Source organism: Sulfuriflexus sp. (genome assembly GCF_032250955.1).
Taxonomy (GTDB): Bacteria; Pseudomonadota; Gammaproteobacteria; order AKS1; family AKS1; genus Sulfuriflexus.
In genome coordinates, this window is sequence record NZ_JAVVES010000036.1 from 1 (window position 1) to 26,675 (window position 26,675).

The 26,675-nt window shown below is 48.5% G+C and carries 28 protein-coding genes; 1 reads left to right on the forward strand and 27 read right to left on the reverse strand.

Annotated elements, in window-relative coordinates:
- The 5 genes from RQ738_RS07970 to RQ738_RS07990 form a co-directional block, all read right to left on the reverse strand.
- The coding region (locus RQ738_RS07970; RefSeq protein ID WP_314163950.1) for a retention module-containing protein at positions 1 to 697 on the reverse strand (697 nt) is incomplete at its 3' end.
- Between the two features lie 121 nt (positions 698 to 818).
- Positions 819 to 1,247 (reverse strand): response regulator, encoded by a 429-nt coding sequence (locus tag RQ738_RS07975; RefSeq protein ID WP_314163955.1) that lies wholly within the window; start codon positions 1,245 to 1,247, stop codon positions 819 to 821.
- A 120-nt stretch (positions 1,248 to 1,367) separates the two neighbouring features.
- Positions 1,368 to 2,021 carry a response regulator transcription factor gene (locus RQ738_RS07980; RefSeq protein WP_314163959.1) on the reverse strand — a complete coding sequence of 218 codons (654 nt, stop codon included), beginning with the start codon at positions 2,019 to 2,021 and terminating at the stop codon, positions 1,368 to 1,370.
- Positions 2,022 to 2,033: 12 nt separating this feature from the next.
- Positions 2,034 to 3,350 carry an HlyD family type I secretion periplasmic adaptor subunit gene (locus tag RQ738_RS07985; protein WP_314163961.1) on the reverse strand — a complete coding sequence of 439 codons (1,317 nt, stop codon included), beginning with the start codon at positions 3,348 to 3,350 and terminating at the stop codon, positions 2,034 to 2,036.
- A gap of 62 nt (positions 3,351 to 3,412) precedes the next feature.
- Positions 3,413 to 5,569 carry a type I secretion system permease/ATPase gene (locus RQ738_RS07990; protein ID WP_314163963.1) on the reverse strand — a complete coding sequence of 719 codons (2,157 nt, stop codon included), beginning with the start codon at positions 5,567 to 5,569 and terminating at the stop codon, positions 3,413 to 3,415.
- 168 nt (positions 5,570 to 5,737) lie between these two features.
- On the opposite strand from RQ738_RS07990, the gene RQ738_RS07995 reads away from it, so the two are divergent.
- Positions 5,738 to 6,076, forward strand: coding sequence for a tryptophan synthase subunit beta like protein (locus RQ738_RS07995; protein ID WP_314163965.1), 339 nt, complete (start codon positions 5,738 to 5,740; stop codon positions 6,074 to 6,076).
- A gap of 23 nt (positions 6,077 to 6,099) precedes the next feature.
- Here RQ738_RS07995 and RQ738_RS08000 read toward each other — a convergent pair whose 3' ends face one another.
- From RQ738_RS08000 to RQ738_RS08105, 22 genes are all read right to left on the reverse strand, one after another.
- Entirely contained in the window at positions 6,100 to 8,052 is a 1,953-nt protein-coding gene (locus tag RQ738_RS08000; RefSeq protein WP_314163966.1) for an EAL domain-containing protein, read from the reverse strand.
- A gap of 37 nt (positions 8,053 to 8,089) precedes the next feature.
- Positions 8,090 to 8,758, reverse strand: a complete 669-nt coding sequence (locus RQ738_RS08005) for a transglutaminase-like cysteine peptidase (protein WP_314163968.1) — start codon at positions 8,756 to 8,758, stop codon at positions 8,090 to 8,092.
- A 573-nt stretch (positions 8,759 to 9,331) separates the two neighbouring features.
- Entirely contained in the window at positions 9,332 to 10,027 is a 696-nt protein-coding gene (locus RQ738_RS08010; protein WP_314163969.1) for an electron transport complex subunit E, read from the reverse strand.
- A 2-nt stretch (positions 10,028 to 10,029) separates the two neighbouring features.
- A complete protein-coding gene (gene rsxG / locus RQ738_RS08015; RefSeq protein ID WP_314163970.1) occupies positions 10,030 to 10,713 on the reverse strand; it encodes an electron transport complex subunit RsxG in 684 nt (227 codons plus the stop codon).
- Positions 10,700 to 11,758, reverse strand: coding sequence for an electron transport complex subunit RsxD (gene rsxD, locus RQ738_RS08020; RefSeq protein ID WP_314163971.1), 1,059 nt, complete (start codon positions 11,756 to 11,758; stop codon positions 10,700 to 10,702). Before rsxD ends, rsxG begins: the two co-directional genes overlap by 14 nt.
- Positions 11,759 to 11,769: 11 nt before the next feature.
- Positions 11,770 to 13,290 (reverse strand): electron transport complex subunit RsxC, encoded by a 1,521-nt coding sequence (gene rsxC, locus RQ738_RS08025; protein WP_314163972.1) that lies wholly within the window; start codon positions 13,288 to 13,290, stop codon positions 11,770 to 11,772.
- Positions 13,287 to 13,847, reverse strand: a complete 561-nt coding sequence (rsxB, locus tag RQ738_RS08030; protein WP_314163974.1) for an electron transport complex subunit RsxB — start codon at positions 13,845 to 13,847, stop codon at positions 13,287 to 13,289. The genes rsxC and rsxB overlap by 4 nt, the downstream gene beginning before the upstream one ends.
- Positions 13,848 to 13,857: 10 nt before the next feature.
- Positions 13,858 to 14,433: an electron transport complex subunit RsxA gene (rsxA, locus tag RQ738_RS08035; protein ID WP_314163975.1), complete on the reverse strand. Its 576-nt coding sequence runs from the start codon at positions 14,431 to 14,433 to the stop codon at positions 13,858 to 13,860.
- A gap of 36 nt (positions 14,434 to 14,469) precedes the next feature.
- The gene (gene fdxA / locus RQ738_RS08040; RefSeq protein ID WP_314163977.1) at positions 14,470 to 14,796 is read right to left on the reverse strand and encodes a ferredoxin FdxA; all 327 of its coding nucleotides are present in this window, start codon (positions 14,794 to 14,796) and stop codon (positions 14,470 to 14,472) included.
- Positions 14,797 to 14,808: 12 nt separating this feature from the next.
- Positions 14,809 to 15,771, reverse strand: coding sequence for a HEAT repeat domain-containing protein (locus tag RQ738_RS08045; protein ID WP_314163979.1), 963 nt, complete (start codon positions 15,769 to 15,771; stop codon positions 14,809 to 14,811).
- 15 nt (positions 15,772 to 15,786) lie between these two features.
- Positions 15,787 to 16,020, reverse strand: a complete 234-nt coding sequence (locus RQ738_RS08050; protein WP_314163980.1) for a ferredoxin family protein — start codon at positions 16,018 to 16,020, stop codon at positions 15,787 to 15,789.
- Between the two features lie 11 nt (positions 16,021 to 16,031).
- Positions 16,032 to 17,777 carry a fumarate reductase/succinate dehydrogenase flavoprotein subunit gene (locus tag RQ738_RS08055; protein ID WP_314163984.1) on the reverse strand — a complete coding sequence of 582 codons (1,746 nt, stop codon included), beginning with the start codon at positions 17,775 to 17,777 and terminating at the stop codon, positions 16,032 to 16,034.
- A 31-nt stretch (positions 17,778 to 17,808) separates the two neighbouring features.
- The gene (locus RQ738_RS08060) at positions 17,809 to 18,561 is read right to left on the reverse strand and encodes a GntR family transcriptional regulator (RefSeq protein ID WP_314163990.1); all 753 of its coding nucleotides are present in this window, start codon (positions 18,559 to 18,561) and stop codon (positions 17,809 to 17,811) included.
- Between the two features lie 168 nt (positions 18,562 to 18,729).
- Positions 18,730 to 19,359, reverse strand: a complete 630-nt coding sequence (locus tag RQ738_RS08065; protein ID WP_314163995.1) for a c-type cytochrome — start codon at positions 19,357 to 19,359, stop codon at positions 18,730 to 18,732.
- 5 nt (positions 19,360 to 19,364) lie between these two features.
- Positions 19,365 to 20,039, reverse strand: coding sequence for an SCO family protein (locus tag RQ738_RS08070; RefSeq protein WP_314163999.1), 675 nt, complete (start codon positions 20,037 to 20,039; stop codon positions 19,365 to 19,367).
- 28 nt (positions 20,040 to 20,067) lie between these two features.
- On the reverse strand, positions 20,068 to 20,949 hold the full coding sequence (locus tag RQ738_RS08075) for an ABC transporter ATP-binding protein (RefSeq protein ID WP_314164000.1): 882 nt from the start codon (positions 20,947 to 20,949) through the stop codon (positions 20,068 to 20,070).
- A gap of 40 nt (positions 20,950 to 20,989) precedes the next feature.
- On the reverse strand, positions 20,990 to 21,658 hold the full coding sequence (locus tag RQ738_RS08080) for a hypothetical protein (RefSeq protein ID WP_314164003.1): 669 nt from the start codon (positions 21,656 to 21,658) through the stop codon (positions 20,990 to 20,992).
- Entirely contained in the window at positions 21,658 to 22,617 is a 960-nt protein-coding gene (locus RQ738_RS08085) for an ABC transporter permease (RefSeq protein WP_314164008.1), read from the reverse strand. Before RQ738_RS08085 ends, RQ738_RS08080 begins: the two co-directional genes overlap by 1 nt.
- 90 nt (positions 22,618 to 22,707) lie before the next feature.
- Positions 22,708 to 24,078 carry an ABC transporter substrate-binding protein gene (locus RQ738_RS08090; RefSeq protein ID WP_314164013.1) on the reverse strand — a complete coding sequence of 457 codons (1,371 nt, stop codon included), beginning with the start codon at positions 24,076 to 24,078 and terminating at the stop codon, positions 22,708 to 22,710.
- A 359-nt stretch (positions 24,079 to 24,437) separates the two neighbouring features.
- Positions 24,438 to 24,881, reverse strand: a complete 444-nt coding sequence (locus tag RQ738_RS08095; RefSeq protein ID WP_314164017.1) for an RnfH family protein — start codon at positions 24,879 to 24,881, stop codon at positions 24,438 to 24,440.
- Positions 24,882 to 24,980: 99 nt separating this feature from the next.
- Positions 24,981 to 26,015, reverse strand: a complete 1,035-nt coding sequence (locus tag RQ738_RS08100; RefSeq protein WP_314164024.1) for an FAD:protein FMN transferase — start codon at positions 26,013 to 26,015, stop codon at positions 24,981 to 24,983.
- Between the two features lie 20 nt (positions 26,016 to 26,035).
- A complete protein-coding gene (locus tag RQ738_RS08105; RefSeq protein WP_314164028.1) occupies positions 26,036 to 26,611 on the reverse strand; it encodes a sulfite exporter TauE/SafE family protein in 576 nt (191 codons plus the stop codon).
- Between the last annotated feature and the right edge of the window lie 64 nt (positions 26,612 to 26,675).

Sequence of the window (26,675 nt, forward strand, 5' to 3'; positions counted from 1 at the left end):
CCGCGATAACAACGCTGGCGACACCTGTAAAGTCGGTACCATCGAGTGCCACACCGCTATAGGTGAGGTTGACCGTGATGGGGGTTGTGACATTAGCCGCCAGCTGGTCGATACTGACCGTGTAGTTGCTGGTGGTCTCGCCTTCAACGACAGCCGAAGGACCAATGAGACTGACAATGACGGTGTTGTCAATTCCTGCATCATCAGAATCGATAAATAATAATTCTTCATTTCCATCAGGAAACGAAAACTCAAGACCTGTGGTCTCAAAACCGCTTTCAGGACGCCCTTCAAGGTTGGAGCGTTCTACGACAGGAAGGACAACTGACTCATCACCTTCCGGTGTCCCTGCACCGGCAGCGGTGGCTTCGGCGACTAAGGTGGGGTCTTCACCGGCTAGGATGGCTTGTTGAATGGCTTCGACTGAGGCAGCAGTTTCAGTTGGATCGACATCTAAATTGGGGTTATAGACATCTTCATTTAACATGGCAGTAGCGTTACGGCCAAGGTCTAGTCGACTTCCATCGGTGAACTCAACAAGAATCGCACTGGCATCGCTGGTTGCGATGATGTCATTCGCAAATATTGGATCACCTACCTGTAATAGTCTGGAACTACCATCTGCATTCTTTGCAGTAGCACTACCATTTACCTGCAGAACGTACCCGATTACTAACTTGCCTTCGATTGTTGCCATGAAACACCCCAATTAATCTAAATAAGTCATGAATGACCTTTTAGATAAATATAAATATTACTTTTTAATATTCGCCGAGCCCCACGCCCGACCATTAATACATGATGCTGCTACAAACGACCTATGCCGCGACGATCTTAAAACGTTCAACAAGACTGGGAACCATTTTCCTGGGCACCCATGCCTCGCCTTCATTAATCTTTATTAAAGCTTTGGTAAGAAACTGTTCAGTATCTTTACGATGCAAAAAACCAACGGCGCTTGCTTCAAGGTGACTCAAAGCCTCTGTTTCAGACTGATTATCAACCACCATCAAGACTTTGCATGTAGTCCATCTCAGGTTAATGAGCTGTAGTAAATATAATTTATGGTCCTGATTAACCCCCTGCCCCATTACGACGACGTCGGTAGGGATGGAACACAATGTTTCCAAGGCAGTTAATTCACTAGAATAATAAACATTTATCGTTGTTTCTGATGCCAAAATGTCCGAACACAGGCTGTAAAAGTCTTCATTTCGATCAATAACGAGAACTTTTAAGGACGACATTTCTATAACACCTTGTTTTAATTGGGCTTTATTTCTTGATGGCGCGTAATTGCACCAAGTTAATGTATTTATAGGGGAAAACGGAGAGGATAACTATTGTACCAAGGTACAATATAGGTCTTATGCGCCTAGTTTTGAGATAGGCGTAGAGGTCGTCTGATTAACTAACAGGGCGAGCTGAATTCTGTCTTTACAGTCGGTTTTACGAAAAATTGTGCTCAGGTGGGCTTTTACCGTTCTTTCGGTAATATCCAGTTCATTAGCTATACGTTTATTACTATTACCCTCACCAATCAATTTAGCGACTTCATACTCTCGCTGAGTAAGAGCCTTCAGGCATTCATGCCCCATTGGTGATTCCGCCTGCGTCGCAGCAGAAAGATCGTTAATCAACCTAAGGATAAGGTTACGTCCTACCCACACTTCGCCTGCTTTAACCTGCTCAATAATTCTGCCCAGTTGAGCGGACGCCACCCAGGTATTGCAATACCCATAAACGCCTGCTTTTAGTAGCGCAAGACCCTGTTCATCATCAGGTACATCTGCACAGACTATGACCCTAATTGAGGGTTGAGCAAGAACTAATTTAGCAACATCATCTGCATTAATCAGGTCTGGGAAATTAAGCTGGAGAAGAACCAATGAATCCTGATGACGATTTATAGAGGCATTCAAGTCAACCTGATCGGTGCAAACTATATACTTCTCGGACACGTCCAGCCCCTGTTGCCAGCGCGCCAGAACTTTTTCATCAGTACTACACAGAATAATCATGATTTGTGTTCTTTAACGTTCGCGCATGGCACGTTCCCGTGCCCGCAAGATCGGCTTAAGTAAGTACGCCAATACGGTCTTTTTGCCGGTAAGGATATTTACCTCGGTCAACATCCCGGGGATAATCGGTAAAGGCGCGTGAGGGGTATCGATGTAACTTTGATTGGTTCGGACGCGCACGATATAGAAGCTTTCGCCGTCATCATCGGTAATGGTGTCAGCACTGATTCGTTCAACGCTCGCCTCCAATCCGCCATAAATGGAGAAATCATAGGCCGTGACCTTGACGATGGCCTTGAGGCCAGGGCTCAGGAAGGCTATATCGGACGGTCTGATCTTGGCCTCGATCAAAAGGTTATCTTCCAACGGCACGATCTCAACCAGGTCACTGCCGGGTTGCACCACGCCGCCTATCGTATTGACCAGCAATCGCTTGACCGTACCGCGTACCGGTGACGTTACTGTTGTACGTTTGACGCGGTCTTCCAGTGCCATGTTGGTCTCGGCCAGACGACGCAATTCGGCACTGGTTTCGTTGAGTTCAACGTGCGCAAGATTTTTAAAATTAATTTCGGCTTCTTCGAGTTTCTTTAAAGCTTCTTCGAGCTTGGACTGTTCGCGTAACATTGAAATCTCTAAACCACTGATTTCACCTTTCAGGTCATTGGCCTGCCGTTCGAGGCGTAACATCTCGACTTCTGACATAACACCCTCTGCAACCAGTGGTCGCGTCATGGTCAATTCTTTATCCAGTAAAGCATAACTGCGCTTATTCTGTTCTAACCTGGCTGTAAAAGATGCAATGTCCTGACGCCGCTGTGCGATTTGTTGCTTAAGGATTTCACGACTGGTATCAAGTTCCTTCTGACGAGATTCATACAAGACCCTCTCCTGCTCAACGAGCTCAGGATATTCGGCCAGTACATCTGCAGGGATTTCAAAGGGCAGGCCTTCGGTCTCTGCTTTAAGGCGTGCGTTCTTTGCCTTGAGGGAAAGGTAGTGCTGGGTATTTTCACGCAGTGAAGACATGAAGCGAGTATTATCAATACGCAATAATACATCGCCCTTATTAACAATCTGCCCTTCCTGAACCTCAAGTTCAGAAACAATGCCCCCTTCCAGATTCTGAATAACCTGCACCTGACTTGAAGGAATAACTTTGCCGCTGCCACGTGTGATTTCGTCCAGTGTCGCAAGGCTTGCCCAGATGATGGCGATAATAATAAAAAGCAGCACAGCCCAGATGATGACACGCGCTCCTGAAGGTGTGGTTTGCACCATCACAGCATGTGTCGATGACATGTAATTCACATCATCGGCATCAAACACAGCCTCATCTTCACTACGCCTGAGTTTATTCCATAGCCCGGAAATAAAGGTCTTCAATTTAATCATCCTTGCTGCGAGGAGCGCAAACGCCCCTGTCGTAGCGCTTCCAGCACATCATCTTTGGGTCCGTTAGCTACTATTTTACCGTTATCCAGAACAATCAGTTTCTTTACAAAATCAAGCAGTGAGGCTCGGTGTGTAACAAGGATCAGGGTCTTGTCGCCGACAATCTCGCCAAGCCTTTTCTTGAATTGTTCTTCCGTGCTGTTGTCCATGGCATTAGTTGGTTCATCCATTAGCAAAATAGGTGGGTCAAGTAGCAAGGCCCGGGCAATGGCGATGGCCTGACGCTGTCCACCTGACAGCCCCTCACCTCGTTCACCGACCGGCATATCAAATCCCAGAGGATGAGCATTAACAAAATCTGTGACGCCGGCGATATGCGCGGCACGTATCACGGCGGCATCATCTGCATTGGGAATGCCATAAACAATGTTGTCACGGACACTGCCATAGAACAGTGTAATATCCTGCGGGATGTAGCCGATGCTACGGCGCAGGTCGATCGGGTCTATCTGACGTATATCAATCCCGTCAATTCTGATCGCCCCATTCTGCGGCTCATAAAACCCCATGATCAGTTTTTCAATGGTGGTCTTGCCGGAGCCAATGCGACCGATCAGGGCAATATGCTCGCCCTTCTTTAGTGAAAACGAAACCTCACTCAGTGACTTGTCATCGCGATTCGGGTACGTAAAATTGACGTCATGAAAGGTTATTGCACCTTCAAGTTTCGGCCGGTTAACAAAGGTCTTCTCTGCCGGTCTTTCAACGGGTAATGCCATCACGTCGTTAAGTGAACTCAATGCCGCCTTGGACTGATGATATTGGGCCGCAAGGTTGGCGAGCTGGCCAGTTGGTGCCAGTGCCCGCCCAGTAAGAATAACTGTGGCAATCAAACCGCCTATGCTCAACTCACGAGCACCAATTAGATACACACCATAAACGACAACAGCGATCATCGATAATTGCTGAACCAGCGTCGCGACATTGACTGTTGATGAAGATAACAGGCGCGCACGAAGACTCCATGTCGAGATGTATCCTACTGCACTTTCCCATTTCTGCTGCATGACGCCTTCAGCACCGAGTGACTTGATGGTCTCTGTTGCCGCCAGGCTTTCTATTAACATGGCATTCTTTTGCGATGCACCGCGAAAAGTATGATCAACGGCTTCACGCAAGGAATTTTGTATAAACATAGAGTACAGAACAATAATTGGTATTGCTGCAATCGGCACAAAGACCAGCGGACCGCCAATCCATGCGATCACAATCAGGAACAGGATAACAAAGGGCAAGTCCACCAGCGTTGATATCGTTGCCGAGGTGATGAAATCACGAATGCCCTCAAAGGCACGTAAATTATTGGCAAATGCACCGACCGATGTGGGTCGTGCGAGCATCTTCAGGCCCATCACTTTTTCGAAGATCAAGGCGGATAAGGTAACATCAACTTTTTTACCCGCAATGTCGATAAAATAGCCGCGCAATGATTTTATAATGAAATCAAAGAGTAAGACGATTGCCACACCGATGGCCAAGACCCACAATGTTTCAATCGCGTTGTTTGGCACCACGCGGTCGTAGACATTCATAATGAATAGTGGCGAGACAAGGGCAAACAGATTAATAAGGAATGAGGCGAGCAGGACATCACGATAGATTGGCCAGGCATCGGATATAGCCCCCCAGAACCAGTGCCTGGATCTGACATTGATGACTTCGGGGGTACGATCATCAAATCGGTGCTCACGCTGTACAAAAATGGCGTGACCCGTGTACATAAGCTCCAGTTCCGCAATGCTGATGGAACGAACGCCCTCTTCGCCCGGTACGTGTATTTCAGCCTGCCCGGCAGCCTTATCCAGGGCCGTTAAGACACAGGCGTCATTATTTTTCAATAACAAGACGGATGGCAGAACTTGAGCGGGGATATCTGTGATCTGCCGGTCATTTATCCGTGAGGCGAAACCTGCACGCCTCGCGGCCCGGATGAACAGCTCGGGTGTCAGGCGGTTATCCACCAGGGGCAAACCTGCTCGCAAGGCATCAGCCGTAAACGGACGATGTTCGAGTTCTGTTAGCAGAATCAGGCAATCGAGCAGGATATCGGTCTGATTTGCCGTACTTTGCATATTTTCAGCTGTATTATTCATTAACCAGGACCGGCCACACATAAAGTAGGTTATCGTACCACTTTTAAGTGGCATTATAGTTCTTTGCTATAAGTTATTGTACATTAAAGCAAAGAGATACAATACTTGATGTTATCGGACAATTATCGGTAAGCTAAATAGCATATTTACAAAATCAGGGTCATTTCCATGCCTTATATAAAGCGGGACCAAAATCATCAGATAATCGCGTTATTTGCCGAGCCACCCTCCAAAGATGCTGAATATCTGCCCTCCAGTGACATCGATGTGATGGGGTTTTTGAACGGCAACCCCGCAGACCAGCATAGCATTCAGTTTTTGACCAGTTCGGATTTTGAATTAGTCCGGGTACTGGAAGACCTTATCGAGCTATTGGTGGATAAAAACCTGCTCCTGTTTACTGAGCTTCCCATCGCTGCACAGAAAAAACTGATACGGCGACGTAATGTCCGTCAAAACCTGAATGTAACCGGTAGCCTTATGATTGATGACAATGACATTCTATGACTGAATACCCTGTCATTAAATCCCTATAAAGCCTCTGGCCGCCCAATACCAAAGCCCTGCATCCCATCTATCCCCAACTCCTTGAGGACCATCATTTGTTCTTCGGTTTCGACAGATTCAGCGATGACTGTAATGTCAAGACTGTGAGCAACCTTACATAGAGAATCAACGAAGAACTGATCGTCCTTGTTAGTCGCAATATCAGTCATATAAATCCCTTCAATTTTTACGTAATCAGGTCGTAAGGATTGTAAATAACCAAATGTTGTCATACCACGACCAAAGTGATCGACAGCGAAACCATAGCCATGTTGACGTACAACATCGGCTAAAGGCTGAACGCGTTTTAGCTCACGAGCAACAACTGTCTCTGAAATTTCAAATACAATCGATTGTTTTGGTCGCCCTGCATTATCTAGTGCTGCATTCAACCAGGCGATGAAATCAAGATGATGCAATGATCCTTCTGAGATATTAATGGCTAGTTGAGTATCCACTGATGATTTAACCATTTCTGCGAGAACTTTTTTAATGACAACTTTATCAAGTTCTCGTGCCAAACCCATTTGCGTAACAACAGGGAGAAACATACCTGCAGTCCATAGCACTTCATTTGGCCCCGGTAGTCGCAACAGTATTTCCCGATGCAATAAAGAATCCCTGTTATCAGCACTGACGACCGGCTGTGCGTGCAAGACAATATTCTCAGATTCAATAGCTTCGCGCACAATGTCCTGCCATTCGCGACGTCCTGGCAGGCTTGATTCAGTTTCCTCGGGTGCCGCATAAACAGCCCAACTGTTCACTCCTTGTGTACGAGCTAATTGCAATGCATTATCAGAACGCGAAAGAATTTCACTGTATGTCATTCCAGAATGATACATCGCAAACCCAACATGACATACCTTATCTGTATCTAACATACCCGTTGTATGTAACCTCATCATTTCCAGACATAGCACATTAGCCAACTGGCTAGTCTCTACCTGGCTGATGTTCTCTAGCATCATGGCAAAATCACCACCAGCAAGCCTCGCGACGACTGTGCCGTCCATAGTGCCGGTACATTCTTCAAGAATCAGTGCTGCCATTTTCAGTATTTCATCAGCCGCATCAAATCCAAGACGCTGATTAATCCCCTGAAGATCATGGATATTCATGAGCAATAAAGCACCTTCATGGTCTTCATCTCTATCATTCAGAGAACTATTGAGTGCGGCATCAAAATAACGGCGGTTTTGCAGACCTGTCAGTCCATCCTGGAAGGCGAGATAGCGCATGCGTTCAGCTGAGTCAGACTGTTCTTCAAACATCTGTTTAACTTTACCCGTCATGAAGTTCATTGCACGTATCACATGACGCAACTCACGCGTGCGTGGTATTTCATCGATCTCATCAAAGCGACGTTCACTCACGGCAATCGCCTGTGCTTCCAGGCGAACCAGCGGATTCAGCAATACACGCACAGCCATGCCAGCAAGAATAATCAAAGCTGCGGTCAAGGCAGAGAACCACCAGAGCATATTAGTAATGGTTTGCCAGAGTGTCTGGTAGGCAAAGCCGGGATGGCTCTTAACATAAACCTCGCCAGCCTGATTCCAGCCAGACATAATGATAGCTTTTGCCTCCGGCGCATCTAGTTTGACCCACCTGATTAGCCATGCTGGAACACTATCCACTTTGACATCCATGTGCCTGCTCCAGATTGACTCACCATCAATGCGGCGTAATGTAACCTCTTCGTAATAACCTCTATCAAATATTGCATCGACCATCGAAATCATTGTAGAAGTATCATTATTCGCCATTTGTGGAGAAAGAGATAATCCCAGTGATGTGGCGGTATCCTGTGCATGCGATTCAAGCTGCGCGGCAAGGTAATCACGCGCGTTATGCACATTGACCACAACTGTTCCCGCAAACATAAGCATGCTTAGCAATATAATGACTATTACAATTTGTCTATAGAGAGTCATAATCCAAAGTTCCCATTTATGTCATGGTTCATCATATTTATTTTGATGCCTTCCTGTTAATCTCTTTCATACGCTGAATAACGTCCCCCCAACGGCTAACTCTTGATGAATCACCTACACGTACACCCCTTTCGCGTTCTTTTGCCAGCCAGAGTCCATTACCATTAAAACTGTATACCGGGACTAAATCACGGCGCATGGAAGCTTTCCGAATGTCAGCTACAAGGTTGTCAAGAATGAGTGGTTCAGATCCCGGGGTTTCAAAATAACTGAGCACCATATGAGCCTGGTTGAGCTTAATGGCCTTAACGTAAGTCATACGTAATTTTTTATCAGATATTCCTAATTCACGTAACGTGAAATATTTTGCCAACGTAAAGTCTTCGCAATCACCACCATTGGTTGAGAGAAATTCAATCGGGGTTGCCCAGTAATCTTTTTGCTTCCAATGCAAATCATCTGATATGAATCGAACCTGATTAAAAAAATCATTAACCTGCTTGAGTTTTACCTGGGTGGATTTATCTCTATTTTGTTGTATTAGATCATCCCATGAGACAAGGCGCTTACGTGCAACCGGCCCATACTCTTTTTCAACATAGCTGAGTATCTTTTCGTCTATCAGTACACTGCCAGCAATCACGACGGGCACGATGAACTGCAACAGCAGGATAATCCCGTGTAGGCGTCTGTTAACGATGTTCATAGTGTAAGCAAATTCGTATTATTCTCGCGTTAACCCGGCTACACATAAAACTCTTCATACCTCATGAAGTATACTTAATTTCACCAGTCTATCAAGGGCTTACATATGACCCAGGTCGTTTTCACAACTATCGATTTCTTTAACGGCTTTTTTGAAGCCGCCTCGCGAGTGACCTTTCAAGTTTTTAGTTATCTCGTTGAGATTATCCCTGCTGGATTGCTGATCTGTTGTGGGTAAAATATTATGGGTAGTCATTGTTTATCAGCTCTCCAAAAAAATCGCCCAACTGCATCAACAATTTGCCTAACAGCTGGGTGCCCGGCATCCATTTATAATGGCTAATGAGTCTGAAGAGGGTTTCTGGAAGCCCGGTATTGGTCTAATTCATTGTAATTATTGCAAAATCAGGGAATAGATTGGACCGCGTATTATTCAATGTCCCTATCAATTTACTGAAATATTGTAGCGCTTATACGTAAAGGTAATATGAAGAGGGGTAAGCAATACGTCATTGCCCACCACAGTGGCCTGTGCTGAACAGATACGGGAACGGAGGAGAACAGCCGAAACCGGCTAAATCCGGCTAGCCTGCAGGTCCACTGATACGCTTTCCCGGTTCTTTATCCGCTGGCTCTGCCATGTATCTATTTTATTCTTCATGGCGATTAACAACGCGAGTCCCATAAATGCGCCAGGTGGAAGGATGGCCAGCAAGAGTCCCTCGTAACCGGGCAAGACAACGATGGTTAACTGCGCTGCCCATTCACCCAGCATCAATTCAGCATTGCGGAAAATTGTGCCATAACCGATGATCTCACGGACGATTCCCAGTATAAGCAACACCAATGTAAAACCCAGTCCCATGACGATGCCGTCCAGCGTCGAGAGAATGACATTGTTTTTAGAGGCAAATGCCTCGGCACGACCAATGATGGCACAGTTAGTAACAATCAATGGCACAAAGATTCCCAGCACCAGGTAAAGATCGTGCAAGTGTGCGCTCATCAATAATTCGATAGCCGTCACAACACAGGCAATAATGATGACGAACATGGGGATACGTATCTCACTACGAAGCCAGCGACGTATAGATGCGACCAGCAAGTTAGTGATCGTCAGCGTGGCCATGGTCGCAACACCGAGGCCGAGACCATTGATGGCCGTTGACGAGACTGCCAGCAACGGGCACAAGCCCAGGAGTGCAACCAGTGCCTGGTTATTGTTCCACAAGCCTTGTTTTACTATATCCCGGTAAGGTGCATCACTCATTATCATGTCCTGTTATTGGCTGGCATCTTCACCGGCTTGTCGTTTATCTCGGCCGGTTCCGGGATGGAAAATATAAATTCACGATGTTTTTGGAAATAGTTCAGGGACTTGTGTACGGCACTGACAACGGCGCGCGGAGTAATGGTCGCGCCGGTAAACTGGTCAAATTCACCGCCATCGCGCTTCACTTTCCACCCTGCCGCACTGGGATTAGTGGATGATTTCCCGTCGAAACTCTCGATCCAGCTGCTGCGTTGAATTTCTATACTATCACCAAGCCCGGGGGTTTCACGGTGCCTGACTACGCGGACACCGGTTATTTGTCCTGTATAATCGATCCCCACGAGCAGGACGATAGGCCCGCTATAGCCATTCGGTGCAATGATGGTTAATGCCGCGGCCACAGGCCTGCCTGCCGCTCTGGCCCGATAGACGGTGCTTGGCGCACTGCTACCCAGCAATTCCTTGTCAGTGACTTGAATGCTGTCATTTAGAATATCGTTATCGTAGGTTTCAACCGGGATCACTGCATTCAGGCTGCGTAAAATCACCTGGCGTTCATTATGTTCAATATAAGGAACGGAATGCCGATTCACCAGTACCATCAATCCTGTCCCCAGTAGCGCGGAAATGGCTAATAACCCCCCTGTCACGAGGATGTTCCTGTATTTGTTACGGCTGACCATGACGCGTCCTCGCCCCATAAACACGGGGGGCTGTGTAATGATCGAGTAGCGGTACAGCCAGCCCTATGAGCAGGACCGCGAAGGCCACACCGTCCGGATAACCTCCCCAGGCGCGTATAGCAAAGGTGAGAAGGCCGATACCACAGCCATAGATAAAGCGACCCAATGGCGTTGTCGAGGCTGTTACGGGGTCGGTGGCAATGAAAAATGCACCGAGGATGCTGGCGCCGCCTAGTAAATGCAGTACCGGGCTTGCATACGAGTCGGCATCAAGCACAAAGCAGATGCCTGAGATAACAGCAATCGAAGCGAGCATTGCGAAAGGAATATGCCAGCTAATCACTTTTTTATAGATTAACCACAGCCCCCCAAGCAGAAAGCCGACATTCACCCATTCTGTACCAAGACCTGCGACAAGCCCAAACATGGGTGCACGACGGATCTCTTCAACGGTTTTGCCCAAACCGGTTTCTGTACGCAGATGGTCGAGTGGTGTCGCCATAGTGATGGCATCAAATGTCATCGCCCCGGGAAGCTTGTTGAAGAATGAATAGGTGACAGACTCAATAAAGCCAAGTGGCTGTTGCAACATTTCCAGTGGCACACTCCAGAGACTGAGTTCACGTGGAAACGACACCAATAACACGGCATACGCCGCCATAGCAGGGTTGAAGGCGTTATAGCCAAGGCCACCATAAAGGTGCTTGGCGGCGACAATGGCAAAAAAACTTCCCGTGACCGGTACCCACCAGGGCAGCATCGGCGGCAAAGCCAATGACAATAGTATTGCGGTCACCACAGCACTGCCGTCAAAAAGGTATTGGCGGATCGGGCGTCGCCGCAAAATCAACATGACAAATTCAAATACGATAGCACTGACCGTCGCGAGCAGAATGTTGACAATGATTCCCCAACCGAACATCAGCACATAGATCATTATGCCGGGAACCAGTGCATAAATGACTTTACGCATCACCTGACCGACCGAATTTACCGACGGGATAAAAGGTGAACTGAGTACAGGTCTGGTTTCAAGTGATTGCATAATTCATCATCTCAGGCAGAAGCCTTTGCATCGTGCCCTGCTTCATCCACGGTTGATGCTACAGGTGGCTTTTTCTTTTGGCGCGCGGCGCGGCGTTGTGCCTTGCGTTCTTCCTGTTCCTGCTTTAGGCGTTCTAACCGGGCTTCCCTCGCCTGCGTACGCAGGCGCGCCTGATCTGCCAGTTTCAGCTTCAATTCCTGTTCGACCTTTTCTGTCTTTGCGTAACGAAAGTAATGAACCAGAGGAATCTTTGATGGACAGACCACCGCACAGCAGCCGCACTCAATGCAGTCAGTGAGATTGAAGTGTTCCAGCTTGTCAAAGTCCTTGCCACGCGAATGCCAGTACAGTTGCTGAGGCAGCAGGCCTATTGGACAGGCATTAGCACATGCGCCACAGCGAATACATGGCATAGTCGGTGCATCCATGTGTTCTATAGCCTCTTCCACGAGGATACAGTTGGTGGCCTTGACCACGGGGACTCCTGTATGCGGTAGCTCATGCCCCATCATGGGGCCGCCCATGATGATGTTATTGCGGTCAGCCTGATTGATACCGGCAGCTGCCAATAGATGCTCGACAGCTGTGCCGATCATGACATTGTAGTTGCCCGGTTGCTTGACCTGCGGACCGGTAATTGTCACCAGGCGCGATACCAGCGGCTTGCCGGCATAGATGGCATCGTATACTGCTGCAGTTGTGCCTACATTCAGGCACACTATTCCGACCTCGTAAGGCAGTCCGTGCTGGGGGACTTCCTCACCGGTTAGTACCTTGATTAATTGCTTCTCCCCGCCTGCAGGGAAGATGGTCGGGATCGCCACTACCTGGATGGTGTTGGTGCTGTCCAGCCCTGCTGCCTTTAATCTCTCAACAGCCTTGTTTAATGCCTCGATTGCCTCGGGTTTGTTGTCCTCGACTGCAATAATACATTCAGCAGGATTCACAAGCTTTCTCAACAACAGTATGCCGCGAATGATCTCTTCTGGACGAGTGCGCATCAGGACATCATCACAGGTAATATAGGGTTCGCATTCAGCACCGTTAATGACCAGGGTATCAATCGGCCGGGTCGGCTTGAGTTTCGCAGCAGAAGGAAACACTGCCCCGCCGAGGCCGACGATACCCGCTTCCCTGATGCGGCTGCGCAGTTCACTCGCGGAAAGTGTATTGGGATGTACACAGGGTTCAATATCCGGGTGCCATTTATCCTCACCATCGACTTCTATGACTACGCAGGTCTCGGCTATGCCGGATTTGTGCGGCACGGGATGCTTATCAATACTGATCACCGTCCCGGATGTTGAGGCATGCACCGGGGCACTGATAAAGGTATTGGACGCTGCTATCAACTGTCCTTTGTGGACATAGTCGCCAACGTTGATAACCGCTTCTGCTGTCTCCCCGATATGCTGCCTTAAGGGTATGGTGACATGTGCGGGTAATGCCAGTTGCCGTATGCCGGTGTTATTCGACAGTGCCTTGAAACCGGGTAATTTAATGCCACCCCTGAAACGCCATAATTTCTTCATGCTGCACGCTCTTCATCAAGCGAGGCCGGCTTCGGCCACTTCCAGGAATGAATATTTGGTTCCACGGCGCGCATAACGATACAGTTGTCTACCGGGCAAAGTGGCGGCAGACAGAGCTCACAACCCGTGCAGTAAGTATCCAATACGTTATGCTTGTGTTTGGCCGCTCCGACAATGGCATCGACCGGGCAAACCTGAACACATTTGGTGCAGCCTATACAGGTCTCTTCATTTATAAGCGCGACCATAGGTAGCCCCTCGTCGCCCGTGCCGTTTTCGGGGTTGAGTGGTAACGGGTCACGTCCCAACAAATCGGCCAGCGCCTGAACACCGGCTTCGCCTCCTGGCGGACACTGGTTGATATCTGCCGTATTGGCGGCAATCGCTTCAGCATAGGGCCGGCAGCCGGGATAACCACATTGGCCACACTGGGTTTGCGGCAGAATGCCGTCAATTCGGTCGACGACCGGATCTCCCTCAACGTGGAAGCGAATGGCGATAAAGCCAAGGATGATGCCAAAGCCCAGGGCCAGAATTGTAAGTATCACGATAGCCATGATTTCCTCCCTACCCCATCCCCGCAAAACCCATAAACGCCACTGACATAAAGCCCGCCGTGATCAGACCAATGGGCGCACCCTTGAATGAGTCGGGCACATCAGATATTTCCAGCCGCTCACGGATGGAGGCAAACAGTACCATTACGAGGGTAAAGCCGACCGCGCCGCCAAAGCCGTACAGGAGTGATCTGATGAAATCGTTGTTCTCCTGAACATTGAGCAGCGCGATGCCCAGAACAGCGCAGTTCGTTGTGATCAGCGGTAGATAGATGCCAAGGACGCTATATAGAAGCGGCCCCGTTTTATGCATAATCATCTCGGTAGCCTGTACAATGGCGGCTATCAACAGGATAAAGGTCACTGTCTTCAGATAGCCGAGGTCGAAAGGCTGCAGGAGATATTTATCTGCCAGGTAGCTGGACATCGATGCCAGCGTCAATACAAAGGCGGTGGCCATGCCCATACCGACGGCAGTACTTAGCTTCTTCGACACCCCCATAAATGGACAAAGGCCGAGAAATCGCGACAGGACCATGTTGTTTACGAATATGGTGGTAAAAAGCAGTGTCAGGTACTCGGCCAAGTCCGCCTCCTGTTTAAGCCAGCACAACGTGCAATTTCATCGCTCCAGGTATTGGAGCTTGCCGGTTACGTCAACCCAGTCATCAGCATCAGACAAGGGCTCCTTGGCCTCATTGATGCCCGGCCAGACCTTGGCCAGTTCTGCATTCAAGGCGATATATTCGCTTTGCTCCGCCGGCACATCGGCAAGCAGGAAAATTGCCTCGGCCGGACATTCCGGGACACACAGCGAACAGTCGATACAGGTTACCGGGTCAATGACCAGAAAATTCGGTCCCTCACGGAAACAATCATCGACCGGGCAAACATCTACACAGTCGGTAAATTTACATTTGACGCATGCGTCACCAACAACATATGCCATGACTCTACTCCACTACTGGTTAGTATTAATTTGCTCAATTGCCCACTGCACAACCTTACGCACATCCGGGTCAACATCATCAGTTGCCGCCTTCAGGAACGGCAGTGCATTTTCTGAGCCGATTTGCCCGAGAGCGGAGGCGGCTTCCTTGCGAAGATTACTGATGTTGTAAGACAGGGCCTGACCAAGCACATCGACAGCGGCCGGGTCCTTCAGCTTGCCGAGACTTGCCGCTGTTTTGACCCTGACCTGCCAATATTCATCGTTCATGGCATCTATAAGCGCATCCAGGGCCGAGGCCTGTCCAATCTTGCCGATCACAAAGGCCGCTTCCTCGCGAACCTGCCAGTTTTCATCACGTAAGCCGGTAATTAACGTTGCGGCAGCTTTTTCTGTCTTGCTAAAGATGAGTGAACCCATGGCTACCCGTCGGACCTGTTCATCGGCGTCATGACAGGCGGCATTCATGAGCGCGAGCAGGACATCATCTGTCTTCAGATAAGCGAGCACACCAACCGCCTCGCGTCGGACAGCGGCATCTGGATGTTCAAGGTTGTCGAGTGCAACAGCCTTGGCCTCGGGTTTTCGCAATGGGCGCAGCGCCCTGAGACTGGATGCCTTGACGAAGGCATCGTCGCTTTTTACGGCTTCCAGAAAAACACCGCCACCATCATCATTTCTGTTCTCTGCAAGCACTTCTGCTGCCGCCTCGCGAACTGCTTTATCACTGTCAGCCAGAGCAACCACCAGCGCTTCAGCAACAGCTGCGCCGGTAAACTCATCCATGACCCGGGCAGCTTCTACCCGCACGCCCGCATCGCTATCAAAAACAGCCTTGACAGCCAGCGGTATGGCATCTTCATCATCGATTTCACGCAGATCCATAACCGCGACAGCACGAACTTCTGCATCATCATCGCTGAGTCGCTCAAGAAGATCGGAAAGATCGGGGGCTTCATCAAACATTAAACTCATAAAATATCTCCGTTTCTATCTTAGCAAATAGGGAATTTCTACCCTGACCGCATCTTTCGGGCAGTCGGTCTCGCATGGCAGGCAATACCAGCACTCGTCATATTTCATGTAGGCGGTGCTCTTGTCATCGGCAATCACGAGGACATCCAGGGGACAGACATCTACACAAACGGTACAGCCTTTATCTGCGATACAGGCATCTGCATCGATGGTCACAGGTACGCGTGTTAAATTATTGGCTAATGGCATGTTGGCACTCCTTACGCTTCGGCCGTGGATTTATTGATTCTCAGCTTGTTATAAGCATCTTTTTCTTCTGCATCCAACTGGACGATATACGGTTCGATTTCTCTCGTCGTACATGTCGGCAAGCCGTCTGCACCTTTGATAGTCTGCACGTGACAATGCCACTTGTTGTTGTCAGTATCCGGATAGTCAACACGGTAGTGATAAAGCCCCCATCGACTCTCGGTCCGGAACATGGATGAAACAGCTGCCATCTCGGCGCAATCCAGGATGAACTGTACCTCCATAGCGCGCATTAGCTCATGCGGGTCACTTGCCTTAAGACTGACCAAATCTGCACGGATCTCAGCAAAACGCTCCATGCCGATTTCCATCTTTTTAGTGATCTTGGGTGGCTGCAGGTAGTCGTTAACCAGGCGCCGGATCTTGTACTCCATCTGTGCAGGCGGAATGCCTTCCTTAATATTCAGTGGCGCCAGTACGCGCGCCTTCTCGGCAGCGATTTCGGTTTCATCAATCTCGGCATGCTCATGCTCTGCACAGTATTCAGCGGCATCCTCACCGGCGATCGCACCATAAACAAATGCCCCCAGCATGTAATTGTGAGGTACTGAACCACAGTCACCTGCTGCATACAGTCCGGGCACTGTCGTTCTGGCGTTTTCATCCGTCCAGATACCCGAGGCACTGTGACCACTGCAGAAGCCGATTTCCGATATGTGCATCTCAACCATTTTTTCACGATAGTTGGTGCCCCGACGTTCGTGGAAACGACCACGGCTCGGGCGCTCATTGGAGTGCAGGATCTCTTCTATCTCCTCGATCGTTTCCTCAGCCAGGTGGTCAACCTTCAGGAAAACCGGGCCATTGCCGCCTTCCAGTTCCCTGAAGAACTCCAGCATCATCTGTCCGCTCCAGTAGTCACATTCAATAAACCGGTTGCCCCGCGCGTTGGCAGTGTAACCACCCATCGGCCCTGTTACATATGCACAGGCCGGACCGTTATAGTCCTTGATGAGCGGGTTGATCTGGTAGCATTCAAGACCGCTCAGTTCTGCGCCAACATGGTAGGCCATACTGTAACCATCGCCCGCGTTTGTTGGGTTCTCGTAAGTGCCGAACAAATATCCTGATGTCGGCAAACCAAGTCTGCCTGCGGCACCGGTGCAGAGAATCACGGTCTTGGCCTTGATGACGGCGGTTTCAGCCGTGCGCGGATTCAACAAGAAGGCACCTGCGATCCTGCCATCCTTGCCCTTGAATAATTTTGTCGCCATGAACCTGTTAATTACCTGGACACGCTTCTTGCGTAACTGTCTGTACAGGACCTTTTTCATGTGATGCCCTTCAGGCATGGGAAGCACATAAGTTCCTATATGATGAACTTTCTTGACGTTATAATCGCCAGTCTCATCTTTTTCGAATTTAACGCCCCAATCGTCCAGCTTATTGATCATGTCAAAGCTTCGTTGCGCATAAGCCATCACCGTCTTTTGATTAACGATTCCGTCATTGGCGACAGTAATTTCTTTTACATATTGTTCGGGGGTGGCATGGCCCGGAATCACGGCATTATTCAGTCCATCCATACCCATGCTGATACAACCACTGCGTTTTACGTTTGCCTTTTCCAGTACAGCCACACTTAATTCTGGATTCTGCTCCTTGGCACGTACTGCCGCCATTGGGCCTGCTGTACCTCCGCCAATAACCAGAATATCGACTTCTAATATTTCTTCTGCTGCGGTTCTATCATTCATAGTATTATTCCCGATTTGTTGCTAAATAAAGTTATTGCCGATCGACACGCAACTGATATTGAAATGCGTCACCTCGATATGACAAATATTCAAAATCAATTGGGTCACCATCTTTAGAAAATACCAAACGCTGAATTCTCAATATTGATGCACCGCTATCGATATTGAGATGTTTGGAAACGTCTTCACTTGCTGACACCGCTTCGATTTTCAGGTCGGCATGACCGAGACCGATACCGAATTCATTTTCAAGTAAAGGAAAAATATCCTGCGTCATATCGCGGCCCAGGAGTTTTTCGCCTATCTCAAGGGGAAAGAAACTGTTATCTATTGAAATAGGTTCGCGGTTCAGATAACGGATTCGCTTTAATTCGACCACTTTATTACCACGGCTTATGTTGAGTGCTTCAGCTACTTCCGGGGCTGCGCGTGTTTCCTGAACCTCGATTACCCGTGTCGATGTTTCATAACCCTGCGGTGTCATCGCCTCGCCAAAACCCTGCAGGCGCTGTATGTCCTGCACGGCTTTGGGTCTCGACACAAATGTGCCCTTGCCCTGAACACTGAATACCAGGCCATCCGTATGCAGGTCTCTCAAGGCCTGGCGGACCGTGATTCGACTCACCCCATAGACCTTCATCAATTCACTTTCGGACGGCAGTCGCTCATGGGCGACATAGTCCCCCTCAAGGATGCGTTGCTTCAGGGCCTCCTTGATCTGTGCATACAAGGGTTGTACGGATTCGTTCCGAATCGTCTTGGTCTTGTCTTCTTTTGTGCTCATATCAGTGGTCTCATCAGTACATGTTATAACATGTTATTATAAGCATCATTTCCTATGGGTCAAGTCTAATTTCAGGTCGTTGAGAATGATAAACGATTCATGTCTATCGCACTGTTTTTATGGGTTATTTCAGACGTTCTCATAAAGACGAAGACTCCGCGTTGCGTACTAATCCGGGCAGTTCTTGTCTAGCCAAAAATGCAGCCAGATGATTGATCTCGTCGACTGTAGCAGGTTTGCGATGGCCTGCATTTGCGCCGTTCGATCATTACTACGCGTGCCTTTTTTGAATGCATTGAGCTGTGCAGCCAGGTAGCCCTGATGCTGCCCGGACAACCGGGGAGTCGCAGTAGCCGCCTCCCCTTCTACCAGGTGACAGCTGACACAAGCAGGCAAAGCACGCGCCGGGTCACCACGCATGAAAAGGTGCTGTGCCACCTGCCTGCCAGCAGCCGGTTGCAGACTGTACGGTAGCGGGATGGGAACCTGTTGGCTGAAGTATTCTGCGACGACTTTGATTTCCTGCTCAGAAAGGAGTTCTGCGGTGGCCTGCATAACGCCCTGGCGGCGCCCGGAACGAAAATCTTGTAACTGTTTAATCAGATAGGCGGGGCGCTGCCCTGCGAGACGGGGAAAGTCCTGCATACGTGAATTGCCATCATACTCATGGCAATATCCACATTGCTCGTAAGGCGCCTGGTCCCGGGTATCAATAGTGCCCGCACTGGCAAGCCCCGTGGCGACCAGCATTGCTGCCAGTAGTATCGATTTATCAATTGCCGTAGTTTTATATGTCATGCGAATCAGCTGATCTTGTCGGCGAAAAGGCGGACAAACTCGGAAAACTGTTCCGAAACCAGTGCGATATCCATGGGCGGATGAAATTTCGCGGTTAACTGTCCGGCTGGATCAATAAGATAGACTTCTGCGCTGTGCTGCACGCTGTAGTAACCATGCTTATCCCTGGAACCATAACGGTGAAAGGCCCCGAGCTGTGTTTCAAAGGCCGTAATGTCTTCTTCCCTGCCGGTCATACCGATAAACGAGGGGTCAAAATAGGTCATGTATTCGGTGAGATGTGCCTGCGTGTCCCTCACCGGGTCAACACTGACAAACAGGAATTGCAGATTATCGGCGTAATCAGGATTCATCATAATGTCTTTTCTAATGAGTCTTAACTGCGATAATGTTGCCGGGCATATATCAGGGCAATTAGTAAAACCGAAAAACAGGAAAGACCAGTGGTTTTCAAGTCGGCCAAGGTTGACTTCCTGCTGATTGTGGTCAGTAAACACAAAGGCCTGTAATGGCTGCGGCGGATTGATGGCGACACCGTGCAATGTCGCCGGTATTTGCTGATCCCTGGCTACCTCAAGCATAAATATAAAGGATGCAAGAAGGATGCAGGTCAGCAGTAATACCCACGTCTTGTAGCTATTAATGAAAGTTCTTGTCTGTCCTTGCGCGATGTTTTTCATAATATAAAGAGCCTGGACAAGAGCCCCGTTATTTCTTGCTGCCTTGTTGTTCAAAGGCACGGATAGACTCAGTGCGGATCAGGTCCATACATTCTCTCTTGGTCCTGATATATTCCTCGCTGGTCACCATGGCACTCGTACGCGGTCGGGGTAATTCAATCTTGATATCGGCGATTAGATGGCCCGGACTGGCGCTCATAACAACAACACGATCACCAAGGAAGACGGCTTCATCAATATCATGCGTCACGAAAATTACGGTAATGCCGAATTCTCCCCAAATCTGCAACAGATTTTCCTGCATCATGGCACGGGTCTGGGCATCGAGCGCACCGAAAGGCTCATCCATGAGCAATACATTCGGGTAGTTGGCAAGGGCGCGAGCTATGCCAACACGTTGTTTCATGCCGCCGGAGAGTACACTCGGGTAACGGTTTTCATAAGCACTAAGACCGACCATTTCTATAAAGGTACGGGCCGTGCTTCGCGCCTCGGTTCTGCCCTTTCTGGCCATCAATGGGCCAAATGCAACATTATCGCAGACCGTTTTCCAGGGGAATAAGGAATGCTGTTGAAAAACCATGCCTCGATCCAGACCGGGTTTAGTGATGTTCACACCGTCCAGCATAGCGGTTCCCGATGTTGGTTTTACAAAGCCAGCCACTGTATTCATCAAAGTCGACTTGCCGCAGCCGGATGGACCTAACAGGCAAACAAACTCGCCGGGTTTGATATCCAGAGTGGCATCGTTAACTGCGACCACGCCGCCTCCGAATTCAACAGAGACATTTTTGATTTCTACATGACCCTTGTCGGCCTCATATTTGTTGGTATGTGTCGGCGCCAGCGGTGGCAGAATATCTGTTGGCATTGAACTCGGGTTTTTTTCTTGCAAAGTTGTGTCAATCATGAGTTTTGCACCTGCAATTGTTATTCATAAACGTGAGGGTTCATTCAGGATGTGAGCTGCTTATATCGGTAGCCATCGCAAGTGAGCGAAGTTGAACAACGATAATCCATACCATTATGGCCAGACCACCGATGGTAAGTAGCTTGCCAAGTGGTTCCAGCCATAGTGCCAGTGAGGCGCTCATGCCCAGCATAGCCAGGGCAACGACCCAGGAAGGAGTCGCGCAACACACAACCCAGGTAAGGGTTGCACTGGTCAGGCTTATAAAGAGGGTTCCTGTGCCAGCTGCCGCATAGAGTGATTTGTCATTTTTCATTGCACAGGACTGGCTCTGTTTATACAACGTCAGAACGGTGAAGATGCCCAGCAAATTACCCATTAATAACACCAGTAGCATCTTTGGCGGGATTAACATAAAGCTCCAGGTGGCTATACCGTAATAAAGCGGATTTTTATAACCCGTTTCAAACCACGGTTCGTCTATCATGATGGGGATTGCATCCAGCAGGGATGGCGTGCCTTCAAGAATAAGGCCATAGGTGCCAAATACATCATGAAAAACAACGTAATTTGGAATCTCACCAAAGCGGGCCATTGTTACCAGTAACAAACCGGAATAATAGAGAACAACAAAACCTATACTGACCAACAGCAGGATTCGCCAGTGCCTTCTGACTGCATAGGCTGTTATTTCGAGATAGCCGGCCATTAGTCCTTATGCTCCTGCCAGCGAAGTGCCGGTTTTGAAGCCTGTTTAACCAGCCAGGTGGATAAAGTCCCCAATCCGCCAATTGTTAACATACCAATGATGATGTTGGGATATTCGACCAGGGTGTAGGAGTTCCAGGTAAAATAGCCAATGCCATATTGTCCACTGATGATTTCACCAGCCAGCAATGAAAACCATGAAACGCCCATGCCAATAGCAAGGCCGGCCATGATGCTCGGCAAAGCACCTGGCAACACCACGTGCCACATTATGGCGCGACCACTTGCACCCAGTGATTTGGCTGCCCTGATGAGCGACTCTGGTGTTTGTTCCACGCCATGAACCGTATTCAGGATAACGGGGAAGAATGCACCAAGGAATGTAATGTAAATGATGCTCGATTCTTCTGTCGGGAAGGCCAGAATAGATAGAGGTATCCATGCTACGGCAGGTATCGGTCGAAGGATCTCGATATAGGGCATCATAATGTCAGAGAATATTTGTGAGCGCCCCATGAAAATCCCCAAAAACATACCGAGCAACGAGGCAGAGGTGAAGGCGATAATGATCCTCTCAAGACTGACCGTGATATGTTTATAATATTCTTGTGACCCCAGCAGCTTCACGAAATGCTCCCAAACCACGACCGGTGTCGGAATATTCTGAAAACTGATGACAAAGTTTACCTGGTATGCGGATAATATCTGCCAAAGGATAATGGCGCCGACGATGGCGCAGCCACGGACAAAATAGCGATCCCAGGGCAAATCCCGCACCCCGGTGAAAAGTCGACTTTCTTTATTGCCTGATGAATGCCCGCCTGTTTCCCTGGCATTTATTTCATCTGTTGTCTTGGTATCCTGAATATTGTCTGCAGTCCCGGTTGCATTACTTTCAGGCACATCTAAAGACGAAATCGTGTCCTCTTCTTTAGGGGTCGTTACTGACCAGGTGTTCATGAAATTCTCCAGTTCTTGAGCTTTCTTGATGAAACCTTAAGGTTGATAAAATGACCGGCAACCATGCCGGTCATTTTATTTCTCCTGTTATTAATCCAGCTGGGCCAGCTTGCTGCTCTTGTCTGTATCCAGTGCCATGATTTCACCACCTGCAGATGCAGTAAATTTCTCGGCATCGACTTTTCTCATAAACGAGGTGATCTCACCGTCATCAGCTTTCACATAGGTGGCAATCTTGCCGAAGATCTTCAGCCCGGTGCTATGATCGTAGACATATGAAGCGCGCAGAGTCCCGTCTTTTTTGAACTTTTCAAAATCGGCAAGCATCGCAGCCACGCTGGCATAACTGATTATGCCTTTATCCGTGTGCCATATCTCCGCTGGTGAAAGTTTCATGTTCTCTTCCTCGGCTATATAGGTAAAATTCAATTCCTTGTCATAATCAATACCGAGCTGTTTGTATGCCTCGCGGATATAGCCATCGTAAATCCAGTGATCGAAATCCAGTGGTGGGATGTTCTTTTCCTTGACGAGAACAGTATGATCAAATTTCAGTGCGTCTATCCACTCCGGCTTGATGGTTGGATCGAGCGTTAATGCGCCACCCTTGCTAAAGTACAGATACTGAACCTCACGTTCTATGCCGGTCCATTTTTCCAGCAGCGTAGCGGCCTGTACCGGGTCTTTATGCACCCAGTTCCCTGCCTCAACCACGGCCTTCATGAAAGCAACTACGACTTCAGGATATTTCTCGGCATAGTCCTTGCGCACAACGACTCCGTGCAGATACGGCACGCCAGCTTCACTACCATCGAAAATCTTGCGGCCGGTGCCACGAAATTCCATGATTTCTGACCAGGGACAAAAGTCACCATGTGCATCAATCTTGCCTTGAGCGATATTGGCTGCGCCTACTGGTGGACTTTGATTCTTGAGCGTGTAGTCATCCTTTGACATACCGATGTCCTGCATAGCCTTCAATGTCATACCCCAGGCGGCACTGCCGACAGGTACTGAAATTGATTTGCCCTTCAGGTCTGCCAGGGTCTGGACATCAGAATCGACAGGTACAACAACCGCATTGCCAGAGCCGCGTTGGTTATAGCCTGTACCCGCTATATACAAGGTTTCCAGGCTGTTGGTTTCCTGGAATTTGGCGCCGTTAACAATCAGCGGATAATCTCCCATTACCCCAAAATCAAGTTTATTAGCCAGCATCTGATTGGTGATAGGCGAACCAGAAGAATAGTCCTTCCAGTTAAACTCATATTTCACATCCTTGTACTTGCCTTCAGTAGGAAGGTATTTCTGTATCAGAGCCAGTTCCTTGAGAATAATCCCTGCTGAATAAGTATCTGTGCATTTACTTTGGTGTCCCACGGCAATGCGAATGGTCTCTGCACTTGCGAAACCACTGCTGCCGATGGCCAGCGCAAGCGCTATAATGAGCTTGTGTTTCATTGTTTTCTCCCGGTTCACTAATCTTGAATTAAGTAATGCTTACCGCATGTTGCTATTCAATAAGCATGACTTGTTATAACGTGTCATACGCACTACACACATACAGTTGCAGGATGTGTGCCACACCAATATTCAAGTGGCTTAAATCGTGGTACCCAGTGGGTTTACAGGCTAAACAGGAGAAGCAAAAAGCAGATAGAAGTTATTTGAAATAACAAAAACATGGGTCATTATGGTGCAATCCCTTGCAGATACGCACTAAGAGCAAGCAATCAGATTCGACGAAGTGCTGTAATTTCAATACAACTCATGGCTGTAATAAGACTGTATAAATACCCTTGAAAAGGACATCGAAGCAACTAGATTGCAGCTGACACCGGCCGGTATATTTCAATCCGGTCACCGTCTTTAAGAACCTCGGTCAAGGGCTTGAGCGAACCGTGAATACCGACCTTGTTGCTGGCCAGATCGACATCAGGACATTGCTCGAGGATACCTGACATGATGATACCGTCTTCGATAGTGGCGCCCCTGGCCAGTTGGATAGCCTGTATGATCTGCACTTCAGTATCAGCATACACAACCTCTATGCTCAGTTTTTTTGGGTCGCCAAGGTCTGCCATCATTAACTGAAATTCGTCTTCGGTAAGATTTTCATATTCCTTCCCCGATTCGTCGAGGTGTGCCTTAATCCCGGTTTCCAGTGTTCGCAGTTGATCTTGCAGGTCGGTTTCCTGTGCCTGTAATTGCTTGAGCTGTTCACGCAATTGGTGTGACTGGTTGATGAGTTCACGTAATTCCATATTTAGCCTCTTATCAAGTGTCTATATCCTGGTTCAGGAAAAACTATAGCCTTTAGCGGGGGCTCTTAAAACATATTCCTTACGCAAGTATATTTATCATTACTCGATAAATCGAGCAAATGAAGATGAGTACTGTTCTGCAAAACCGTCTCCCTGTCTGATAATGAAAAATGCTGCTATTGCATGTGCTTCAGTAAATTGTTGGGCCTTTTCAGGCCCCATGACCATCAGGGCGGTAGCGAGTGCATCCGCCGTTGCCGTAGATTCATGAATAACCGTAACTGAGGCTAATTGGTGGGTAATCGGCCGCCCCGTGCCCGGATCAAGCATATGTGAATAACGATGACCGTTTTTTTCAAAGTAGTTACGATAATCACCTGATGTCGCCATGGCGGCACTGTTCACTTTCACAGCATGCTGAACAACACGGCCCGTAAACTGCGGTGATTCTATGCCGATCTTCCAGTTCCGGCCTCCAGGCTTATGACCCTGGGCACGGAGTTCACCGCCGATCTCTATCAGATAGTTTTTTATGCCATGCCCGCTCAGGTAATCGGCAAGTCTGTCCACGGCATAGCCCTTGGCAATGGCAGAAAAGTCTATATAGATATTCCTATCCTTTTTTACATGATTAGTATCAGGCCTGATGAAAATATGCTGCATACCGGTTCGCAGCATCGCTTTTTTGATATCGCCGTCATTCGGAATGGTCATAGTCTGAACACCCGGACCAAATCCCCACAAATTGACAAGCTGACCCAGAGTGACATCAAACTTACCATCTGTCTGCTGACTGATAGCTAATGCCAGTTTTAATACCGCGGCGGTTTCATCTGAAAGCCGGAACCATTTACCAACCGGTGCTTGATTAAATCTCGATAATTCCGAACCCGGATCCCAGGTGGACATCAGCTTATTGATAGCTTGTAGATTACTTTCCAGTCCTTCGCCCAGTTCCTTGTAATCCAGGTTCGTGCCGTCATCAATTACCTGGACACTATAAGTGGTGCCCATTGTTTTACCATTCAGAATCTTGATCGCGGGCTTTTCTGCTGCCGAACATGCAAAGAGCACTATGCTGATGCACAATAAAAATAATGCTTTTTGATAATTCACTAATAATTGTCTATGCATGAATTTTTCCCCGTCAGTCTTTATGTCTTGCCAAACATCATCAATACGCCTACACCGCCCAACAGGGTCAGGGTCGCAGTGCGAAACATGGCTTCCGAGACTTTGCCAAACATCTTCCCCCCTGCCCACGTGGCAATGATGAACAATGGCAGTAACCATGCGGTGAAACCGATAATCTTCGCTGTCACGATGTCGTGAAAAAGAAAAGTTATTAATGCAATTACCGTGCTGAATACGAGAAAAACAATCATGCTGGCACGTGCAACGCCGGAAGTGTATGTTCCTGACAGATAATAAAAGATCACCGGCAAGCCGCCGAGACTGGTAGCCCCGCTAATCAAGCCACTACTGAAACCGGTGATCATGGCCACATGACCCTGTTTATCTTCGCCTTTGTAACGCCAGCCTGTCGCCATTACAAAGACACTCAGCAGCACCAATGTCGCTATTGCAACACGCATAATCTCAACATCGATATTTATCAACGCCATTGCACCGATGGGAACAGCAAGGCTGGCCATCAATGACATGGGAACTACACTACGCCAGTGGCAACGTGACAGTGCCCCTGGTAACAGCTGAATAGCCGGGGTCAGTTTGAACCTCCCCCAGTTTAACGGACACTTTTAATCAGAGACAATCGTCTCCCAAAGGAGTGTC

Bases quoted from the DNA above. Each gene is read 5' to 3' on its own strand.
- RQ738_RS08055 (WP_314163984.1), bottom strand. From the start codon at position 17,777: ATGAATGATAGAACCGCAGCAGAAGAAATATTAGAAGTCGATATTCTG.
- RQ738_RS08060 (WP_314163990.1), bottom strand. From the start codon at position 18,561: ATGAGCACAAAAGAAGACAAGACCAAGACGATTCGGAACGAATCCGTA.
- RQ738_RS08085 (WP_314164008.1), bottom strand. From the start codon at position 22,617: ATGAACACCTGGTCAGTAACGACCCCTAAAGAAGAGGACACGATTTCG.
- RQ738_RS08090 (WP_314164013.1), bottom strand. From the start codon at position 24,078: ATGAAACACAAGCTCATTATAGCGCTTGCGCTGGCCATCGGCAGCAGT.
- rsxB (WP_314163974.1), bottom strand. From the start codon at position 13,847: ATGGCTATCGTGATACTTACAATTCTGGCCCTGGGCTTTGGCATCATC.
- RQ738_RS07980 (WP_314163959.1), bottom strand. From the start codon at position 2,021: ATGATTATTCTGTGTAGTACTGATGAAAAAGTTCTGGCGCGCTGGCAA.
- RQ738_RS08000 (WP_314163966.1), bottom strand. From the start codon at position 8,052: ATGACTCTCTATAGACAAATTGTAATAGTCATTATATTGCTAAGCATG.
- RQ738_RS08010 (WP_314163969.1), bottom strand. From the start codon at position 10,027: ATGAGTGATGCACCTTACCGGGATATAGTAAAACAAGGCTTGTGGAAC.
- RQ738_RS08080 (WP_314164003.1), bottom strand. From the start codon at position 21,658: ATGGCCGGCTATCTCGAAATAACAGCCTATGCAGTCAGAAGGCACTGG.
- rsxC (WP_314163972.1), bottom strand. From the start codon at position 13,290: ATGAAGAAATTATGGCGTTTCAGGGGTGGCATTAAATTACCCGGTTTC.
- RQ738_RS07990 (WP_314163963.1), bottom strand. From the start codon at position 5,569: ATGAATAATACAGCTGAAAATATGCAAAGTACGGCAAATCAGACCGAT.
- RQ738_RS08100 (WP_314164024.1), bottom strand. From the start codon at position 26,015: ATGCATAGACAATTATTAGTGAATTATCAAAAAGCATTATTTTTATTG.
- fdxA (WP_314163977.1), bottom strand. From the start codon at position 14,796: ATGGCATATGTTGTTGGTGACGCATGCGTCAAATGTAAATTTACCGAC.
- RQ738_RS08050 (WP_314163980.1), bottom strand. From the start codon at position 16,020: ATGCCATTAGCCAATAATTTAACACGCGTACCTGTGACCATCGATGCA.
- RQ738_RS07995 (WP_314163965.1), top strand. From the start codon at position 5,738: ATGCCTTATATAAAGCGGGACCAAAATCATCAGATAATCGCGTTATTT.
- RQ738_RS08005 (WP_314163968.1), bottom strand. From the start codon at position 8,758: ATGAACATCGTTAACAGACGCCTACACGGGATTATCCTGCTGTTGCAG.
- RQ738_RS07975 (WP_314163955.1), bottom strand. From the start codon at position 1,247: ATGTCGTCCTTAAAAGTTCTCGTTATTGATCGAAATGAAGACTTTTAC.
- RQ738_RS08075 (WP_314164000.1), bottom strand. From the start codon at position 20,949: ATGATTGACACAACTTTGCAAGAAAAAAACCCGAGTTCAATGCCAACA.
- rsxD (WP_314163971.1), bottom strand. From the start codon at position 11,758: ATGCAATCACTTGAAACCAGACCTGTACTCAGTTCACCTTTTATCCCG.
- RQ738_RS08095 (WP_314164017.1), bottom strand. From the start codon at position 24,881: ATGGAATTACGTGAACTCATCAACCAGTCACACCAATTGCGTGAACAG.
- RQ738_RS08045 (WP_314163979.1), bottom strand. From the start codon at position 15,771: ATGAGTTTAATGTTTGATGAAGCCCCCGATCTTTCCGATCTTCTTGAG.
- RQ738_RS08070 (WP_314163999.1), bottom strand. From the start codon at position 20,039: ATGAAAAACATCGCGCAAGGACAGACAAGAACTTTCATTAATAGCTAC.
- RQ738_RS08065 (WP_314163995.1), bottom strand. From the start codon at position 19,359: ATGACATATAAAACTACGGCAATTGATAAATCGATACTACTGGCAGCA.
- rsxG (WP_314163970.1), bottom strand. From the start codon at position 10,713: ATGGTCAGCCGTAACAAATACAGGAACATCCTCGTGACAGGGGGGTTA.